At 53.4% G+C, this 19,064-nt stretch carries 19 protein-coding genes; 12 read left to right on the forward strand and 7 right to left on the reverse strand.

Annotated elements, in window-relative coordinates; genetic code table 11:
- Positions 1–3 precede the first annotated feature (3 nt).
- On the reverse strand, positions 4–906 hold the full coding sequence (locus tag ACMYSP_RS02470) for a dihydrodipicolinate synthase family protein (RefSeq protein WP_434585388.1): 903 nt from the start codon (positions 904–906) through the stop codon (positions 4–6).
- A gap of 394 nt (positions 907–1,300) precedes the next feature.
- Here ACMYSP_RS02470 and yddG point away from each other — a divergent pair, with 394 nt between their 5' ends.
- Positions 1,301–2,218, forward strand: coding sequence for an aromatic amino acid DMT transporter YddG (gene yddG, locus ACMYSP_RS02475; protein WP_434585389.1), 918 nt, complete (start codon positions 1,301–1,303; stop codon positions 2,216–2,218).
- 266 nt (positions 2,219–2,484) lie between these two features.
- Positions 2,485–3,870 (forward strand): MFS transporter, encoded by a 1,386-nt coding sequence (locus tag ACMYSP_RS02480; RefSeq protein ID WP_434585390.1) that lies wholly within the window; start codon positions 2,485–2,487, stop codon positions 3,868–3,870.
- Between the two features lie 31 nt (positions 3,871–3,901).
- On the opposite strand, the gene ACMYSP_RS02485 is transcribed toward ACMYSP_RS02480, so the two are convergent.
- Both ACMYSP_RS02485 and ACMYSP_RS02490 read right to left on the reverse strand, forming a co-directional pair.
- Positions 3,902–4,915, reverse strand: a complete 1,014-nt coding sequence (locus ACMYSP_RS02485) for a GlxA family transcriptional regulator (RefSeq protein ID WP_434585391.1) — start codon at positions 4,913–4,915, stop codon at positions 3,902–3,904.
- A complete protein-coding gene (locus tag ACMYSP_RS02490) occupies positions 4,906–5,379 on the reverse strand; it encodes a MarR family winged helix-turn-helix transcriptional regulator (RefSeq protein WP_434585392.1) in 474 nt (157 codons plus the stop codon). The genes ACMYSP_RS02485 and ACMYSP_RS02490 overlap by 10 nt, the downstream gene beginning before the upstream one ends.
- Before the next feature lie 97 nt (positions 5,380–5,476).
- Here ACMYSP_RS02490 and ACMYSP_RS02495 point away from each other — a divergent pair, with 97 nt between their 5' ends.
- The gene (locus tag ACMYSP_RS02495) at positions 5,477–6,055 is read left to right on the forward strand and encodes a non-oxidative hydroxyarylic acid decarboxylases subunit B (protein ID WP_434585393.1); all 579 of its coding nucleotides are present in this window, start codon (positions 5,477–5,479) and stop codon (positions 6,053–6,055) included.
- 10 nt (positions 6,056–6,065) lie between these two features.
- Positions 6,066–7,520 carry a UbiD family decarboxylase gene (locus tag ACMYSP_RS02500; RefSeq protein WP_434585394.1) on the forward strand — a complete coding sequence of 485 codons (1,455 nt, stop codon included), beginning with the start codon at positions 6,066–6,068 and terminating at the stop codon, positions 7,518–7,520.
- A gap of 98 nt (positions 7,521–7,618) precedes the next feature.
- Here the strand turns inward: ACMYSP_RS02500 and ACMYSP_RS02505 are convergent, their stop codons facing one another.
- The gene (locus tag ACMYSP_RS02505) at positions 7,619–8,707 is read right to left on the reverse strand and encodes a YncE family protein (protein WP_434585395.1); all 1,089 of its coding nucleotides are present in this window, start codon (positions 8,705–8,707) and stop codon (positions 7,619–7,621) included.
- Between the two features lie 567 nt (positions 8,708–9,274).
- On the opposite strand from ACMYSP_RS02505, the gene fhuE reads away from it, so the two are divergent.
- From fhuE to ACMYSP_RS02525, 4 genes are all read left to right on the forward strand, one after another.
- Positions 9,275–11,479 (forward strand): ferric-rhodotorulic acid/ferric-coprogen receptor FhuE, encoded by a 2,205-nt coding sequence (gene fhuE, locus ACMYSP_RS02510; protein ID WP_434585396.1) that lies wholly within the window; start codon positions 9,275–9,277, stop codon positions 11,477–11,479.
- A gap of 96 nt (positions 11,480–11,575) precedes the next feature.
- Complete coding sequence (locus tag ACMYSP_RS02515) at positions 11,576–12,100, forward strand: GNAT family N-acetyltransferase (RefSeq protein WP_434585397.1); 525 nt, start codon at positions 11,576–11,578, stop codon at positions 12,098–12,100.
- 173 nt (positions 12,101–12,273) lie between these two features.
- Positions 12,274–12,669 carry a VOC family protein gene (locus tag ACMYSP_RS02520; protein ID WP_434585398.1) on the forward strand — a complete coding sequence of 132 codons (396 nt, stop codon included), beginning with the start codon at positions 12,274–12,276 and terminating at the stop codon, positions 12,667–12,669.
- A gap of 41 nt (positions 12,670–12,710) precedes the next feature.
- The gene (locus ACMYSP_RS02525) at positions 12,711–13,427 is read left to right on the forward strand and encodes a hypothetical protein (RefSeq protein ID WP_434585399.1); all 717 of its coding nucleotides are present in this window, start codon (positions 12,711–12,713) and stop codon (positions 13,425–13,427) included.
- A gap of 1 nt (position 13,428) precedes the next feature.
- Here ACMYSP_RS02525 and ACMYSP_RS02530 read toward each other — a convergent pair whose 3' ends face one another.
- Positions 13,429–13,647: a DUF7661 family protein gene (locus tag ACMYSP_RS02530; RefSeq protein WP_434586998.1), complete on the reverse strand. Its 219-nt coding sequence runs from the start codon at positions 13,645–13,647 to the stop codon at positions 13,429–13,431.
- Between the two features lie 174 nt (positions 13,648–13,821).
- Between ACMYSP_RS02530 and ACMYSP_RS02535 the strand changes: the two genes are divergently transcribed.
- Positions 13,822–14,199 carry a RidA family protein gene (locus tag ACMYSP_RS02535; RefSeq protein WP_434585400.1) on the forward strand — a complete coding sequence of 126 codons (378 nt, stop codon included), beginning with the start codon at positions 13,822–13,824 and terminating at the stop codon, positions 14,197–14,199.
- Positions 14,200–14,253: 54 nt separating this feature from the next.
- On the opposite strand, the gene ACMYSP_RS02540 is transcribed toward ACMYSP_RS02535, so the two are convergent.
- Complete coding sequence (locus ACMYSP_RS02540; protein ID WP_434585401.1) at positions 14,254–15,174, reverse strand: AraC family transcriptional regulator; 921 nt, start codon at positions 15,172–15,174, stop codon at positions 14,254–14,256.
- 106 nt (positions 15,175–15,280) lie between these two features.
- Between ACMYSP_RS02540 and ACMYSP_RS02545 the strand changes: the two genes are divergently transcribed.
- The 3 genes from ACMYSP_RS02545 to ACMYSP_RS02555 all read left to right on the forward strand — a co-directional run bounded on the left by ACMYSP_RS02545 (position 15,281) and on the right by ACMYSP_RS02555 (position 17,988).
- Complete coding sequence (locus ACMYSP_RS02545; protein WP_434585402.1) at positions 15,281–16,126, forward strand: oxidoreductase; 846 nt, start codon at positions 15,281–15,283, stop codon at positions 16,124–16,126.
- Between the two features lie 249 nt (positions 16,127–16,375).
- Positions 16,376–16,867: a DinB family protein gene (locus ACMYSP_RS02550; RefSeq protein ID WP_434585403.1), complete on the forward strand. Its 492-nt coding sequence runs from the start codon at positions 16,376–16,378 to the stop codon at positions 16,865–16,867.
- Positions 16,868–17,088: 221 nt separating this feature from the next.
- Positions 17,089–17,988, forward strand: a complete 900-nt coding sequence (locus tag ACMYSP_RS02555) for a LysR family transcriptional regulator (RefSeq protein WP_434585404.1) — start codon at positions 17,089–17,091, stop codon at positions 17,986–17,988.
- 5 nt (positions 17,989–17,993) lie between these two features.
- Here the strand turns inward: ACMYSP_RS02555 and ACMYSP_RS02560 are convergent, their stop codons facing one another.
- On the reverse strand, positions 17,994–18,983 hold the full coding sequence (locus tag ACMYSP_RS02560; RefSeq protein ID WP_434585405.1) for a zinc-dependent alcohol dehydrogenase family protein: 990 nt from the start codon (positions 18,981–18,983) through the stop codon (positions 17,994–17,996).
- Between the last annotated feature and the right edge of the window lie 81 nt (positions 18,984–19,064).

The following is a 19,064-nucleotide window of genomic DNA, read 5'->3' on the forward strand; positions in this document are numbered from 1 at the left end:
TCCTTACACCACCGCGACCGCAGCCACGTTCCGTTTCACATCGGCAATCACCGCTTTCAGCTGCGCTTTTTCGTCTTCATCGAGGTTTTGCAGCGGGGCGCGGACCTGACCGGAGGTCAGACCGTTCAGCTCGCAGCCGTAACGGATGGACTGTACAAACTTACCGCCGTCGAGGAAGTTCATCAGCGGCATCATGGCAGCCATGATCTTGCGCCCTTTTTCGAAGTCTTTTTCCACCACGCAGGCTTCATACAACGCCACGTGTTCACGTGGAATAAAGTTGGAGCCGGCACATACCCAGCTGCGCGCGCCCCACGCAAAGAACTCCAGCGCCTGGTCGTCCCAGCCGCAGGAGAGCGCAATGTTCGGGAACTTGCAGGCCAGCAGGTGCAGATTATTGAAATCTCCAGAGCTCTCTTTGATAGCCACGATGTTGGACGAGCGGCTCACTTCACGGAAGTAGGTCTCCCCCATGGTGATCCCCATGCGACCCGGATAGTTGTACAGCATGATTGGCAACTGCGCGGCTTTATCTACCGTCAACGCATGATGGGCATTTTCAAGTTCGGTCGGCAACGCGTAGGGCGGAGAGGTCACCAGGATCGCATCGGCTTTGATTTCCCGGGCATGCTTTGCGTAATCCACCGCGTCCTCGGTGCGGATGGCGCCGGTGCCGACAATCAGCGGCAGACGGTTGCCAATGACCTGACGTGCGTGCCCGGCCAGCGCCTTACGCTCTTCCGGGGTCTGAGCATAGTATTCACCGGTCGAACCACCAATGATGATGCCGTGTACGCGGCCTTCAATCAGCGACTCCAGTACCTCGGAAAAACGAGTGAAATCAATGCTGCCATCGGCTGCGTAAGGGGTGATTGCCGGGGTGTAGATACCTTCAAATGTCAACACGATAACCTCCAGGGGGAATTCACGACCATGACAGTCTGTTCAGCAGCCCACCAGGCTGCGTTTGTTAAAAATTTGCACGTGGTTGTGAAAGAGGTCAATGGTTGAATATTTTTTGTATACACAGAAAATACAACGTAAATACCAAAAAGTAGGATATTTATACGGGGTGTGTAATTTTAATTACTTATTATCAATTACTTATAAATACATTTTTGCCGTAGTTATTTTCTACATGATTTCAGATAGCGATCACATTCCGGTGTAATTGCCCATCAGAACGTATTTACAGCGTTCATCTGGAGGCATAGTTTTAAGGCAGGATTTAACTAGCTATTAACAGAATGCCACGTCAGACGACCCGGTTGTGAACTTAATGTAAACAGAGGTACAGGGTATGCCCCAGAAGAAAGCGACGCTCATCGGACTCATAGCGATCCTCCTGTGGAGCGCGATCGTTGGGCTGATTAAAAGCGTGAGTGAGGGTTTTGGCCCGGTGGGAGGCGCGGCGTTGATCTACACCTGTAGCGCCATTCTGCTACTGTTCACCATTGGCTTTCCGAAACTGCGGCAGTTCCCGCCGCTCTACCTGATCGCCGGCAGCATCCTGTTTGTGTGCTACGAGCTCTGCCTGTCGCTCTCACTAGGGTTCACCCACTCGGGTCGCCAGGCCATCGAGGTCGGGATGGTTAATTATCTCTGGCCGAGCATGACCATTTTACTGGCGGTTATTGTGAATCGCCAAAAGACCAGCCCGCTCATTATTCTGGGGGTTATTTTAGCTGTTGCCGGAATATGCCTGGTATTGGGCGGCGATAAAGGCTTCGCGTTCAGTGAGATGACCAGCAACATTATGGAAAACCCGCTCAGCTACGGCCTGGCCTTTAGCGGCGCGATAATTTGGGCAATATATTGTGTGGTCACCAAAATTATCGCCAACGGCAATAACGGCATTACCCTGTTCTTTATTTTAACCGCCCTGACATTATGGCTGAAATATCTGTTATCACCGCAGCCGGAGTTTGTGCTTTCCTGGCACGCGGGGATTAGCCTGGTGCTGGCAGCCATCGCGATGGGCTTTGGTTACGCAGCCTGGAACGTCGGGATTTTACACGGCAATGTGACCGTGCTGGCTGCCGCCTCGTACTTCATCCCGATCATCTCGGCGGTACTGGCCGCATTTATGCTGAATTCACAGCTGACCCTTGCGTTCTGGCAAGGCACCGCCATGGTGAGCCTGGGCTCGCTAATCTGCTGGTGGTCTACCCGCAGCGTGGCGCCAAAAATTAAACCCGTAGTAACTGAAAGTCAGTAACCACCCGATAATAAAAAAACATCTTATCCGACTATCCTGCACCGGAGGAGTATTTGCCATAAATTATCACAAATGACTATTTATTGATTTCTCCAGATCGCTATCTCTGCGCTGGATAACATTTTAACTTTTTTACCTGACCTACATTTATTCTGCGATCGTTTGATTAACGGCACCGGTTTCACGTGTCTGTAATACGCCGCCATCGTCAATAAGGCTTGTTACCACAGTTAATTCAACGTCATCGGGGAAAGACAGGAGTAACCATGTCAAATACTATTTCTGTAGAAGACGTTCCACTTAACCGCTTCCATCGGTTGCTGACCGTGCGTTCAGGCGGGGGATCCTTTGTTGATGGCTATGTGCTGAGCATCATCGGCATTGCCATGATGAAAGTCTCCCCTGCCCTGGGTCTCAGCGCTTTCTGGGAAGGTCTGATTGCCGCTTCGGCGTTGATCGGCATCTTCTTTGGTGGCTTTATTGGCGGTGCTTTGACTGACCGCCTTGGACGTCGCGTTCTCTATTTCGTTGGCCCGACGCTGTTCGTCGTCTGCTCCGTGGCACAATACTGGGTACAAAGTGGCGAAATGCTGTTTGCCCTGCGCTTTATGAACGGGGTTGCCGTGGGGATTGAATACCCGGTCGCCACCGCCTTCCTGGTGGAGTTTCTGCCGAAGAAAAACCGCGGGCCGTGCCTCGCTACGCTGACCATCTTGTGGTTCGCTGGTGCAGCTGCAGCTTATCTGATCGGTGAAGCGCTGCTGAATTTTGGCGGACCTGATGCCTGGCGCCTGACCCTCGCCAGCACCGCCGTCATTGGCGTTCTGCTGTTCATTGTGCGCATGGGCACCCCGGAGTCCCCGCGCTGGCTGATCAGTAAAGGCCGGCACGCCGAGGCCGAAGCGGTTATTCGCCGCGTTTACGGCCCTGAGTTTGGCCTGGACAACTTACCTGCGCAGGCTGAAAGTAAAAATCTCTCTTTCGCCAACCTGCTCCACTCCGGCTACGGCAAGCGTATGGCGTTTGTCACGATCTTCTGGACCTGCTCCGTCATTCCGGTGTTTGCTGTCTACGCGTTTGCACCGAAGGTGCTGGATGCGCTGCACCTGACCGGCGGCTGGGCCTCCTACGGGTCTGTAGCCATCACCCTGCTGTTCGTGGTGGGCTGCATCATTGCCACCCGCCTGGTGAATACCCTGGGGCGTCGTAAACTCTTGCTGCATAGCTTCCTGTGGTCGGGATTGGCGCTGCTGCTGTTAGGTTTGCTGCGCGATGGGCCGTCTGCGGCGATCCTGCTGATGTTCGGGCTGTACGCGCTGTTTATTGGCGGTGCACAGGTGTTGCAGCTGGTCTATCCAAACGAAATTTTCCCCACGGAGATACGCGCCGGTGCGGTGGGCGTAGGCACATCGCTGTCGCGAATTGGCGCCGCGATCGGTACCTGGCTGGTGCCGGTTTCTCTGCAGAGTATTGGCATCGGCCCAACGATGTATATCGCCGCGGCAATCACCTTCTTTGGCCTGGTGGTGTCGTGGTTCCTGGCGCCGGAGACCAACGCCCGCAGCCTGGAAGATGCTTCCTCGCTGGATGACGATCGTCCGCGTGAAAAGATGACTATGCAGGCAACGATGCCAAAACGGCAGAGCCTCTGAGTCACAAAGGGCTGCACGATGCAGCCCTTTTCTATTTCTTCACCAGTTTTTCAACTTCCCTGCGCCGCTTACGAAATGCGCTCGGCGTTTCGCCATACTGCTTACGGAACCATGAAATCAGATGTGAGGCGTCCGAAAATCCGCTAGCGGTCGCAATGGCATTGATGCTGTTACTCGAATCCGCCATCAGCTTACGCGCATGTTCGAGGCGCATGCTGCGCCAGTACACCGCCGCCGAATGGCCGGTACAGCGGGTAAACATCAGGTTTAGCTGGCGGAAGGTGATACCTGCAAAATCCGCGACCTCCCCCAGCGGGATCGGCGAATCAAGGTGATGCTGCATAAACCCAATCACCTTGCCGATCAGCTCATTTTCATAGACGTCCGGCGCGTTGAGCGGAGCGTTGTGCCGGGCCCTGGCGGTGGGCTGCGTGGCGTTATCGACCAGCAGATATTTAAGCACTTTTTGGGAGCGCACTACCCCACAGTGCTGACGGATGAGATCCGCCGCGAGGTCAATGGCCGTGCCGCCGGGACAAGAGATAATCCCGCCGTCTTTGATGTAAGTCTTGTCGATCACCGGAATCGCTTTTGGAAAGCGCATCCGGAATTCATCGCGGGTCGTGAAGTGGATAGCGCAGCGACGCCCGTCCAGCAGTCCCGCGTTTCCCGCCACAAACGCCCCGCTGCACAGGGTGATGATAGGTATGTTTCGCGCATGCAGTTCGCGCAGCGCCTGCAATAACCATTCTGGCGAACTGCGCGTCTCTTCGAGCAAGCCACCCGCCACCACGAAGTAGTCCCACGCTTTCGTGAAATCCAGCTTTGCCGTCGGCGAGACAGGCAGCCCGCAGCTGGCCGTTACCGGCCCATCGTCGCAGGTCATCCACTCCCAGCGGCAAAAAATCTGCCGGCTGGAGAAGGATTCATCCGCGGCAAAACGCAAAGACTCCACCAGCCCGGCAACGGATGCCAGGGTAAACTGACGCATCAGCAAAAAACCGATGGTCAAATCTGGTTTCGGCTCAACGTGGGTCAAAGGCATTGATCATGCTCCTTCAGTCCACCCAGCTTGCTCAGCAGACGTTTCAGATCGCTGATATCCTGCGCATCCAGCCCTGCCGTAATCATCTTTTCCGCGCTTTTCGCCTGCTCAATCATCTGTGCAAGCATCGCTTCGCCGCTCGCGGTCATTCTCACCAGCTTGCGGCGGCGATTTTGCGGATCGATCTGCACATCCAGCAACCCGCTTTTGGTCATACGGTCGATCACGTAGGTGCCGGTCGCTTTATCAAACCCCGCCCGGTTGCCCAGCGTTTGCTGATCGCAGGTGGTCTCTTCGGCTAATACCACCAGTATGGCGTACTGCACCGCAGATAACCCGGTATCGACGCACTGTGTCCAGCACATCGATGAGTGCTGCCCTGCCCGACGCATCAAATGCATTAGCGAACTGTCGCCGTGTGGCCAGAGCGGCGCGGCAACAATGAGATCGTGATTTTCTGACATCGGCTGTATTGACTCCTGAAAACGATAAAACTATAGTTCGAACGCAAACAGTTTGAACTCAAACTATAACTCAAAGGTTCGATGAAAAGGAACCCTCATGAAGCTTGTCGTAGGCATGACTGGCGCTACCGGCGCTGCAATTGGTATTCGCGTCCTGGCCGCGCTCAAGGAGCTCGACGTTGAAACGCATCTGATCATTTCCAAATGGGCACGTGCCACGATTCAACTTGAAACGCCCTACAGTGTACAGGACGTTATCGCTCTCGCCTCGAAGACTTACAGTGAACACGATCAGGCAGCGGCCATCTCCAGCGGCTCTTTTCGCGTCGATGGCATGATTGTGGTCCCCTGCAGCATGAAAACGCTGGCCGCTATCCGCTGCGGCTACGGCGACGGACTGATTGCCCGGGCAGCGGACGTCACGCTCAAAGAGCAACGCAAACTGGTGCTGGTACCGCGCGAATCGCCGCTTAACGCCATCCATCTGGAGAACATGCTCGCCCTGACGCGCATGGGCGCCGTGATGCTGCCGCCGATGCCCGCCTTTTACAACAAACCAGCCACCACTGATGACATCATCAATCACTGCGTGTCGCGCATTCTGGATCAGTTTGGCCTCGATAACGATTTAACAAAACGCTGGGGCCAGCCCCACTCGTCTTCCCCTTCGGCCTGAGGAGTGCCGCATGAAGTATTATGATGATTTAAGAAGCTTTATTGATGCGCTTGATGACATGGGCGACATCATGCATGTCACCCGCGAAGTTGACGGCGATTTCGAACCCAGTGCCATCACCCGCCGCAGTTATGAAATCCAGTCTCCGGCACCCCTGTTCCATAAGGTGGCGGGCGTTGCTCCCGGTTTTCGCCTGTTTGGCGCCCCGGCCAGTCTCTCCTCACGTGCCGATATGCCTTATGCCCGCGTCGCCATGTCTTTAGGGCTGGCTCCAGGATCTACCGGGCCAGAAATTATTGAGGCGCTCTCGGCGGCACGCAGCCAGCCCGGCATTCCACCCGTGCGTGTTGATTCTGCTGCCGCGCCTTGCCAGCAAAACATTTTGCGCGGAGATAATGCCACGCTGGATAGCTTCCCCATCCCATTTGCCCATGATAAAGACGGCGGCCGCTATGCCAACACCTGGGGCACGCTGATTGTTAAATCGCTGGACGGCAAGTGGATTAACTGGTCGATCGCGCGGGTGATGAAGGTTGACGGCAAGCGCATGGTGGGGTTGATTGTGCCCAGCCAGCATATCGGGCAGATCTGGACCGAGTGGGTAAACGCAGGCAAACCAATGCCGTATGCGCTGGTTCAGGGGCCTGCTCCAGCCATCTCCTGCGTCTCGGGCATTCCGATCCCGGCGCATGCTGACGAAGCCGATTATATTGGCACGCTGGCTGGCGCACCGGTTCCCGTCGTGAAAGCCGTCAGTATTGATCTGGACGTGCCTGCCACGGCGGAAATTGTTATCGAAGGGCACGTCTCCATCCACCGGGATTGTCAGGAAGGCCCATATGGTGAATATGGCGGTTATCTGGGCGAAGGGTCATCGGCGCAGCCAACCTTCCACGTGGAGACCATCACCCATCGGGACGATCCCATCTGGCCAATGTCCATTACCGGCCGCCCGACGGATGAGTCTCATACCCTGTGGGCGATGGGTCTTGCCGCCGACGCGTTAACACATCTGCGTGACGCCGGGCTACCGATCAAAACCGCCTGGATCCCGGAAGACTCCACGGTGCACTGGCTGCTGGTGGTGGTACCGCAGGACTGGCATGAACGCTTGCCTGGGGTCACCAGTCACGAGCTGTCCCAGCGTATCGGCGACGTGCTGTTCCGTACCGACGCGATGGTCTTCATTCCAAAAGTCTACGTGGTGGACGATGATTTCGACCCGACCAACCTCCGGGAAGTGGTATGGGCACTCTCAACCCGCGTCCACCCGGTTGGGCACCGCGTGGTGTTCGATGATCAACGCGTCATTCGTCTGCCGCAGTGCTATGAAGAAGAAGAGTATGTCGCAGGTAAAGGAGCCAAAGTGGTGTTTGATACACTCCAGGCCACCCGGCATCTGCATGCATCATTTGAGCAAGGTTATCCAGAAGACGTTCGCCGGCGAGTGCTGGAAAACTGGTAATTTCAACTGAATCAACGACCCCTGAGACGAAACCAGGGGTACGATCGCAGTTTTAGCGCAAGCAGCGCAATTCAATGCGCTGCTACGCTCGGTCGCGCTTACTTAAGCGCAATGCGCGCCACGCTATCTTTGCCCTGTGTGGAGCTATCTTCATTAAATGCCTGCTTCAGCGAGACATACAGCGTTTGACCATCCGCCGAGACCAGCAGGCTGTTCGGGTTGGTGTCGAAGGACCAGCTGTTTTTCACAGCATAAGTGGTAGCATCAAGCTGCAGCACTTTCTTCGACTCGCGCTGAGATATGTAGATCTCATTACGTTTACTGTTGAACTTAATACCCAGCGCATCGCCCGGAAGACGTTTAATTACTTTGCCAGTGTGTTCGTCGAAGACCAGAGTGGCCTTGCCTTTAGAGTCGTCGGTGACGAACAGGCGACCCGTAGACGGATCTTCCGCCATATTCAGGAACAGATATTCCTTCCCATCACCTGCCGTCCAGCGCTGTTCAATTTTGTAGGTCCGTGGGTTAATGACCAAAATTTCACCCGCACCATTAGCGGCATAAACGCGTTCGGTGACCGGGGAGTAAATCAAGCCCGTTACCCATTTACCGGCATTCTTGATGGTCGTTTTCAAGGTGAACGTTTTGGTATCCACCACCGAGATAAATCCAGGATCGGCTACGCGACCCACGAACAACTCGTCCCCCAGCAGCAGCATTTCACGTGCACCTGGCACGTCGCCACCTTTGTCTTTCTTGCCCCCCAGCATCAGGCGTTTCTGCACCTTGCCACTCTGCGCATCAACTTGCGACACGCCGCCGTCCAGTGAATTGGTGGTGTAGAAGATGCGACCGTCGTCTGTCATCGCCATACCAAAGTTTTTCAGATCGGTGTGGGTTTCAGCCTGAGTCTCCAGAGTCGCGGGGTCGAGGCGGTAAATCATACCGCCATTGACGTTTTTAAAGCCCTGAGCACTGGCGACATACAACGCCTTCTCTGCAGGAGAATAGGCCAGTTCATACAGGCCATCCCCCAGTACACGCTGAGTCAACTGCGTATTGACTGGCTTCACTACGGCGGCAGGCACTTCTGCTTTTTTGGCCGGTGCCTGGCAAGCCGTCAGGCTAATGGCGGCAACGATCGCAGCGGCAAGGGGAACCTGACGCGGGCTGAAAAACAATTTCATTCTTAACTCCATCGATGGATAACGGGATCCCGGTAAGTGACTGCCTTAACCGGAGGGCCGAAGAGAGAATGAGAATAATACGCATTAACTAAAATGACGCAAATGTGCGGAAAACCACAGATTCCTGTGCCCTGCCAATTCACAGCATAAACACGTTTTTTAAGCTGAAAATGGCCAAATTTGGCAATGAATTCACGGTGATAAAAGCCTGAACATCGACAACCAACGTGTAGAATTCAGCGCTATGCGTTGATTTACATTAATTTACACAACCAGTTACACAATTAAATGAGACATTTTTAGTTTTTTTAAAGCAAATGATTATCATTGGCTTTCTCAACAAGTGCGGTTCTTAGCATTAAATGCCGCAGCATCGTGCGTAATACAAAAATGTTTGGGCACATGCCGCCGCTGTGACATCCCCCCCGCAAAACTTGCGTGAGAAATCGCGCCGCTACGAAACCGCTCTGCGCTGACGTGTTCATTGGGTTGGCCAGACGAGAACGCGTAGCGCTGCACTTAAAAATAAGAATTGACACAACAACACTCTTTTTGGCGGGAAATACTATGTTTTTGGATCGCAGGGAAATCTGTGTGGGTTCGGGTGGGCCACGCATCCGTAAAACCTTCACCATCTCAGTTCTGACAATGGCAATACATGCCTTCCTCAACCCTGCCCTGGCGGCAGAAGAAACGCAAACGCCGGAAGTCATGGTCGTGAATGCGAATGCTGATAGCGACGCCACGGCATCTCAGGACCAGACAGATTACCAGGTTAAAACCACGCGTGCAGGGACAAAACTACTGCTGACACCACGCGATGTTCCGCAGTCCGTTAGCGTGATCACTCAGCAACGTATGCAGGATCAGCAACTGCAGACGGTAAATGATGTTCTCAATAACACCACGGGCATCACCAGTAATGCGATTGACAGTGAGCGAACCTACTACTTCTCGCGTGGATTTCAACTGAGCAACTTTACCTTTGACGGTATTCCTACCACGGTGGGCGATGCCTGGAACTATGGCGATGCGGCTTCAGACACGGCAATTTATGACCGTATCGAGGTGGTTCGTGGCGCCACGGGCCTGATGACCGGGGCGGGCAGCCCGGCGGCCTCCGTCAATATGGTGCGTAAACATGCTGACAGCAAAGCGTTTACCGGTACATTCAACGCCAGTTACGGCAGTTGGAATAAACAGCGTTATGTCGCCGATGTGTCCACCCCATTAAATGCATCAGGATCGGTGCGCGGCCGCATCATTGCCGGTTACCAGAATCAGGACAGCTGGCTGGATCGGTATAGTAAAAACACCAAATTCTTCTATGGCGTGGTGGATGCGGATATTACCGATAACACCACGTTATCGCTTGGCTACGATTATCAGGATGCCGATACCAACGATCCCACCTGGGGTGGCAACCCGGTGTTCTACAGCAATGGAGCCCTGACCCATTACTCGCGCAGCCTGAATTCAGCCGCCGACTGGACCTACTATCATACAACCGCTCGCAAAGTGTATGCCGACCTGACACATAACTTTGATAACGGCTGGACGTTCCGCCTGAACGGTACCCATGCTGAAAACACCTTCAGCGATAAGCTACTTTATGTGGGCTATTTGTCATACCCGGATCAGGACACCGGCGAAGGTGCCGATGGTTTTGGCAGCATGGACCGGGGCAAGCGTGAACTGACTTCCGTGGATGGTTACGCCAGCGGTCCGTTTGAGCTCTTCGGGCGTGAGCATCAGTTGATGGCGGGTATGAGCTACAGCCGCCAGCATAATGTGACCAACAGTAGCAACGGCATCACGGATGAAGATACCGGTGATATTGCCACCAGCGATATCGGCATCTTCAACAATCACTGGAATGGCAATATCGCCGAGCCCACATGGGGTGACTGGTATCAGAACGCGGATGACGTAGTACGCCAGAAATCGGCCTACACCGCGGTGCGTTTCTCTCTGAGCGACCCGCTGTCGCTCATTGTCGGTGCGCGTTATACCAGGTACAGCACCGATGGGACGAGCGGCAATATGGAAAAAAACAACATCACTCCCTACGCTGGCGCGGTGTATGACATCAATGACACCTGGTCTGCTTATGCCAGCTACACCTCTATCTTCCAACCGCAGACCTATCGCGACAGCAGTGGAAAATATCTGGCTCCCGTCACGGGTAAAAGCTATGAAACTGGTCTGAAATCCGCCTGGTTTGATGGCCGCCTCACCGCAACCATGGCGGTCTTCCGCATCGAACAAAATAATGTTGGTCAGGCCGTTGATGGCAGTTTTGTCAATAACAGCAGCGAGCAGGCTTATTCGCCAACCAAAGGGGCACGCAGTAAAGGAGCCGAGTTTGAGCTGAACGGCGCACTCACCGATAATCTGCAAATGACCTTTGGCGCAACCCGCTATGTCGCGCGTGATTCTGAAGGTCGCTATAACCCGGATCAGCCTCAGACCGACCTGAAATTGTTTACCCGTTATCGCCTGCCGATGCTCCAGGCGCTGACCATTGGCGGGGGAATCAACTGGCAAAACCGTGTGTTTGAGGATGTTACCGCCCCCGATGGCAGCACCCAGCGGGTTTACCAGGGCAGTTATCCACTGGCTAGCCTGTTTGCCCAATATCAGGTTAATAAACAGGTCTCGGTACAGGCTAACGTGAATAACCTGTTTGACCGGACGTACTACACCTATATGAGTGGCTACGTCTACGGTGAGCCGCGTAATGTTTCAGTGACCGTCGCGTATCAATTCTGATAAAAGAAACCTGCAGCGAGGCGTCGTTTGAACAGTTAATGTACTCCTCGCGCATAGCCGTATTGAAACTAAAAAAGAAAAATGGAGAACGGAGTTTTGGACATTACGATAAGTGCTGCGAAGCCTGAACATTTTTCTTCACTCCGCGCCATTGAATTAGCGGCGTTTGAAACACTTCGTGAAGCAGGTGCGGTAACGGGTCAGGCTGTCGCAAATAGCCTAAAGGAATTTCATGATTTCAGCCGAGATGGCCTGCTGCTTGCAGCCTTTGCGGCTGATTTAACCCCTGTAGGGTTCGTTGCTGGTATTTATGAAAACATATGGATGCACATTGCTGAAATTGATGTGCATCCTGACTGGCAGCGTCGTGGAATAGGCAGATTATTAATGCAAACAATCCTGGTTTATGGGCAGCAACGCGGCCTGACCGGCGCCACACTCACGACAGATAACATGGCCGCCTTTAATGCCAAATTTTACGCAGCGTTAGGTTTTGAGATTGTGGAAGGACAATCGTGCCCGCCACACCTGATGATCCAGAAAGCAGAGGAAGTTAAAATGGGCTTCAATCCGGCACGGCGCGTAGCTATGCGATTGAACTTCAAGGCCATGACAGAGTAATAACCATGACAAGTTCCGCTTCTCGCTCAGTGCAGACCCGCCGCCCTGCCCGCACTCTCCCACACCCCAAAATGGACGTCGATTCTGTAAACCATTCCAGGCGGTGAAACCGTTTTGTTTATGCTAAAAAGGATCTTCCAGACATTTATGTTGACCACTTCACGGAGCAGGAAATGAGAACGCAGAAGCGATGCATAGGGTATGTGGCCGTCGTGGTTGATGACTACGATCGCGCCATTGAGTATTACACCAACAAGCTGGGCTTTACCCTCGTTGAGGATACCCCTCAGCCAGGGAAACGCTGGGTGGTGGTGACCCCGAATCCGCAAAGCGACTGCAACATTCTTTTGGCCCGCGCCTCAAACGACAGGCAGGAAAGCTTTATCGGCAATCAATGTGGCGGGCGGGTATTTCTGTTCCTTCAGACCGATGACTTCTGGCGCGACTACCACGCCATGAAGGCAAAAGGGGTAACCTTTTGCGAGGAGCCACGCGAAGAGGAGTACGGTACGGTCGTTGTATTTGAAGACCTCTTCGGCAACCGCTGGGATCTTTACCAAAACAAGTAAAGTTAACGTGCCCGACGCGTTTACTCATCACAAGGACTGCCATGAATGTGTCCCGCCTCGAAAACGAGTATCTCTCAGTTAATCAGAGAACACTGCATATATGGCGTGAACATCCCGGAATCGGCGACATCAGGAAAGAGCGCTACTACGATCCCGTCAAACTGGCGCTGGCCACAGGTATTCAACCGCCAGTCCCCGATCTCGTCGCGGATCTGCTACGTGAATTACACCGGCTTATGGCCGGCGATCGACTGGCTGATATCCTCCCGCTCAGCAGCTTCCATTTTACCTTTTTGCCCCTGACGCTACCGCTGTATGCGGAGAACGAGCCGCTGCCGGCTAAAACCGAACAATTGACGACAATCTGGAGCGAATACCAGGCCCAACCCATTGTGATCAAGCAGCTCAGGCTGGTAGCGTTGCCCAGTCAGCTCTTGCTGGCAGGGATCCCTGATGATCCAGCCATTGCCCTGCGCCAGTCATTCTGTGAAAGCATTTTACATTCACAATGGAAAGATGAGCTGCTGGCGCGTCATGCTGGCAGTTCCTTGCCTGCCCCATTCTGGCACAGCACGCTTTTGCGCTACGATGCGGCATGCTTACCCGCCGAATTGCGCGAATTATTTATCCGGCATCAGGCTACTCGCTTCGGCAATGTTGCCGCAGATTTGACGTTAGCGAGAGTGAATTACAACTGGGAGAAGTGCTATCCGGTCAAAGAATTCTCGTCAAAAAAATCATGTAAGCTCAGCGAATGAATTACCGAATCCGCCTTACCTCAGGATGATTCTCCGTCGCGGCTTCATGAAAAATATCAGCCAGCCAGCCGGGGATTTCAGCTTCTGTGAGCTCATCAGGAATAATGACATCATAAAGCCGGGAATACTTTTGCTCTGTCAGGTCAACACGTAAAACCAGCCAGCGATCGCCTTCTCGCTGGACTCCAATGTGTCGCCCGAAGACATCAAAAATCAGCATCATAACTGCGTTTAACTCCGTGGTGATCCCAAGCGAGGATGCGTTTTCCAAGACTAACGGAATCGCCAAAACTGAGCAAACAGAGTAAGCCGTGTTCGCTATGCTCATGAAAATTGAGCCGTAACAAGACAATGATAAGATTGATTTCTGCCTGCCCCATTAAAGGAACCCATTATGAATAAGGTGATTCGCAAAAATTACCCTGAGTTAGGTGAGGTGAAGGCCCCCTACGCTCACTCCGTGAGACATGGCGACACGCTCTATATCTCGGGGCTAACGGCATTTGGAACGCCCGCACAGCAATCAGGCATCGCTGAACAGGCAGAAGAAATCTTCTGTCAGATCCGTAAAATCGTCACCGCAGAAGGTGCTGATTTCTCCTCCCTTATTAAAGTGACCATTTTCATTACCTCTTTTGAGGAGATCAATGCGCTGCGCGAGGTACTCTACCGACATTACGGCGAGCACTTGCCTGCCAGTTCACTGGTGGAAGTCAGCCGTCTCTTTTCATCCGATCTCAAGATTGAAATTGAAACGGTTTTTGCCCTCTGATTCATGGCTGATGAGTCATGCCAGGTCAGCTTTAAAGCCTGATGGGCCAGGCGCTTAATGCGATGAAATAAATACCGACGCTTGCTGTGCTGGCGGAACAGCGAAATGACGCTGCATACGTTTTATCTCCTCTGCCGGTGGCAGGCCAAACAGGCGTTTAAACTCGCGGTTAAACTGCGACGGGCTTTCATAGCCAACGGCATAACTCGCAGCGCTGGCGGTGATCTGTTGGCGCACCATCAACATCCGCGCCTGATGCAGGCGGACCGATTTCACATACTGCATCGGGGGCATCCGGGTAATCGCTTTGAAATGGCTATGAAACGTCGGCACACTCATTCCTGCTTCCTGCGCCAGTTGCGTCAGCGTGAACGGCTCAGCGTAGAGGGCATGAATGCGCTGTAGTACTTTACCGATTTTGCCGAACTGCCCCTGCAAGGCCAGCGCGGCGCGCATTGCGTTGCCCTGCTCGCCCGTCAGTACGCGGAAATAGAGCTCACGCACCCGCGCAGGGCCAAGGATCGCCGCCTCAAGCGGATTGTTCAGAACTTCTAGCAAACGCAGCACCGCTGTTTTTACCGCGTCATCCATGGGGCTCGACATCATGCTTTGCGGCACGGCGGGAGGCTGCGGGGCCCCATGCTGCTCGATTTGCAACATCAGTTCAGCGGCAAGCTGAAAATTCAGGTGCATATAAATCGCCAGCAACGGGTGTTCTGCCGAGGCGTCGGTTTCCATCACAAATGGCACCGGCACCGAAACCGCCAGGTAGTGCTGCTCATCATATAAATAGGTCTGCTGGCCAAAATAGCCGCGTTTGCTGCCCTGACAGACAATCACGATCCCCGGGTCGTACAGCACAGGGGTTCTGGCAAGCGGCCGGTCGGCACGCAAGATTCGCACATCAGGCAACGCGGTCAGGTTGTAGCCCTCCTGCGCGGCCAGTGTTTTCATCATGCTAATCATCCCGGACATCACGGCACCTCATAAAATCAGGCAATAAAAAGAGAAGATCCGGCCTCAAAATACCACAGTACAGAGAATACCATGCAACCTTCACTGTTCATGGGAGTTCATTTTTATGGCATCTGTAAAAACCATTTTAATCACCGGCGTCAGCAGCGGCTTTGGCCGTGCGCTGGCGCAGGAAGCCCTCACCGCAGGTCATCGGGTCATCGGGACCGTGCGTAACCACCACGCAAAGCAGGCTTTCGAGGCGCTTGATGCACATCGGGCTTTCGGCCGCTTGCTGGATGTTACGGACACCGGGCGTATTGCTGAGGTAGTCGCGGAGGTTGAATCGACCGTCGGCCCGGTTGATGTGCTGGTGAACAATGCCGGTTACGGCCATGAAGGCATCATGGAAGAATCCTCGCTCGCAGAGATGCGCCAGCAGTTTGAGGTGAATGTGTTTGGCGCAGTGGCAATGATTAAAGCCGTGCTGCCAGGCATGCGCCAGCGCCGTCGCGGCCATATTATTAATATCACCTCAATGGGCAGTTTTATCACCCTGCCCGGCATTAGCTATTATTGCGGCAGCAAATTTGCGCTGGAAGGCATATCAGAAACGTTAAGCAAAGAGCTGGTCCCGTTCAACGTACACGTGACCGCCGTGGCGCCAGGATCGTTTCGTACCGACTGGGCCGGGCGCTCAATGGTACGCAGCGCTCGCAGCATTCCGGACTACGATGCCCTGTTCGAACCCATTCGACAGGCGCGGATGGAAAAAAGCGGCAAGCAACTCGGCGATCCCATGAAGGCCGCCCGCGCCATGCTGACAATTATTGAGAGCCAGAACCCTCCCACCCATTTATTGCTTGGCAGCGATGCACTGAGTTTAGTGCGGCAAAAACTCGCTGCATTAGATAAGGAAATCGAGCAATGGGAAACACTGACACGTTCAACGGATAGCGACTTACCGGCGTAGGCAGGGAGTGCATTGGATAACCCATAATGGCCGCTTGCCCATACGGCCATTTTTGTATCGGGCATCGTGCTGATGCCCTGCACATCAGCGATGTTGACCTTGCGGACGCGCGGTGAAGTCAACGTTCCCTCTAACTTAACGCCCCCCCCCTGATGCCGTTGGCCAGACGGCTAAATGCCAGCAACAGAAGGCAGTAGAGGGCCCTACATGTTACTGATATGATTATAAAATAGATAAAAGAGGTGACGCATGGGTAATGACACGATAGTTACGCTGTTTAGATATAAACGCTGGATCGATATTGAAACGCTACACGCTATTAATCAAATTGATGCGTCTGCATATACAGAAAAGCACCATCTGACGCTCAGACTGATGAATCACATACATGTGGTTGATAGGATCTTCAGAGCTAACATTACCGGCCAGAAGCATTCCTACACGGCACTTAACACGCCAGAAACCCCTTCAGCTGATGAGCTTCTGAAAACGATGACTGAATGTACAGACTGGTATATTCAACACGTCAATTCGATGTCTCCCGCAGACCTTGATGAAACCATTACATTCCAGTTTGTCGATGGCGGTCATGGTGAGATGAAGGCGGTGGATATGCTCAATCATGTGCTGTTTCACGGGACATATCATCGCGGCGCCGTAGGCTGGCTACTTTCAGAAAGTGGTGTAACCCCACCCAAGGACGTCGTGACCGTTTTTCTAAGAGATCATAACCACGGGTAAACATATTGACAGGGCCATGCAAATTTACAACTCCAGTGGCCCTTAAGCCAAACTTGTGCACATAAATGAATGTCAAGGAAAGCCCCCTCCCCGCTCATAGAGGACCTTTACAGCTGTCCGCTTCGTGTCGGGAGCTGACATACCGGTTGCTTTAAATGATGAGGGTATAAATAATCGCGCTATTGGGGCTCTGGTAAATAAGCGATTTCCATCAGAAAAATATGACTAATCAACTGGAACTACTAAAGATTTTCTGTGTTGCGGCAGAGTGTGACAGCTTCAAGCAAGCAGCGCTCGTCTTGGGTAAATCACCACAGACTGTGACACGGGCAATTCAGGAACTCGAAACCCGTCGGGGGGAAATTCTTTTTTACCGGACGACCCGTAACAGCAAAATTACCCGCGAGGGTGAGCGCTTCGCTATCAAGGCGAAGCAAATCATCCAGGAAATGGACAGTCTCTTGCGTGTCCCGTCATCCGACGATGACAGCCTGATGACCGGACAAATCAGTCTGACGCTTCCAGCCTCACTGGGCCGCCACTTCGTCCTGCCTGCGTTGATTTCATTTCATCAGCAATACCCGGATGTAACTATCCGTTGCGTGCTTACAGACTCGCATTCTGATGTTATCGACAGCCAGATTGATATTGGTCTGAGAACGGGATTTTTGCGCGATAATCGTTTTGTTGCCCGTAAAGTGCTGGATTTTAACTTTTACCTGCTAGGTTCGCCCGAGTTGATACAACGAGTTGGCGCGCCAACAACACTGGAGCATCTGACTACCTTGCCAGTTGTGGCATTACTGGATAATCAGACGAACCGATACTGGCCGTGGGGATTCGAAAACTCACGCAGCTTCACCCCTGAATCACCTGGGTTTGTGACCGATGATCTGGATGCGTACTGCGAAGCCGTTGTACAAGGGCTTGGATATGGGCACCTGCCCGGGTTTCTGGCTTATCCGTATATGGATAGCGGGAAACTGATCCCCGTGATGCAAGACATCGCTTCGTCACCCTGGGGATTGTATTTGTTCCGCCCGCAAAGTGGCCCTGTCCCGCTGCGGATCCGCAAGCTCTATGATCATCTCTACGAGAATCTGAAGCGCCTCCGGACATAGGTCAATCAGACAGTCACCACCACTTTGCCGAAACGGCGATTGTTCTCAAGATAGCGCTGGGCATCCTGCATCTGTTCAAAGAGGAAAACCGCGTCGATACAGGGTGTTAGTGTCCCGGAAATCAGGCCACTAAGGATGAAACGTTTGGCCTCTTCTCGCAGCTCAGGATGACGGAGGATTTCTGCAAAAAGGTATCCTTCGACCGCAAGTGATTTGCTGATAGCAAGTTTAAGCGGGAAAGGCGTCAGCTCCGGGCTGAGCGCCCCATGAATAATCAGGCGGCCAAATTTCCTTAACGCCTGGGCAATCTGCATTACCTGTGGTCCACCGACGGCATCGAATGCAGCAGCAAGTCCTTCCGGGCCAGTTATTGCGGTTAGTGCATCAAGCAGGTCTTCGTCATCTGTTGCAATAACGTGTGCAGCCCCCATTTCACGAAGCGTATTTTTCTTGTCACTGCTCAGCGTGACGGCAACAGGGATTGCACCCGCCTGTCGCGCTATCTGAATCGCTGCAATTCCGACGCTACTGGATGCCGCCGTAATCAGCACGAAGTCTCCTTTTTTAACTCGTGCGGCCCGAATGATACCGCCCCAGGCGGTCAGGTACTGCATCCAGACCGAGCTGGCTTCCTCCCAGGATAACGTGGCAGGTTTATGAACCAGAAACTGCTGCGGGATATTCATTTCATCCGCATAGGTGCCATAACGTGAAAGATCATCCGGCGGCAGAATACAAACCGCATCGCCCGGTGAAAAATGCTTCACGTTATTACCCACGCTGACGACTTCACCCGACGCCTCGTAACCCACCCGGGAAGGGAGTGCCGCTTTCAGGATATATTCATCATTACGGAACATGATATCGGCACGATTGAGCCCAATAGCTTTGATTCGTACCTGGACTTCGTCTGCGGAAGGCGGAGCTAAATCGAGTTGGTCCAGTTGCAGAACTCCCGGGCCGCCCAGACGGTGAAACCGATAGACATTTGCCATTTCAACTCTCTCTGTAGTGACCGGCTCATTCGGGCCGGTCCCAACAACAATCTTAAGGAATCAGATCTTCGATGCCCTGGT

The sequence above is a fragment of the Klebsiella sp. R390 genome (assembly GCF_051131745.1).
Lineage (GTDB): Bacteria > Pseudomonadota > Gammaproteobacteria > Enterobacterales > Enterobacteriaceae > Klebsiella.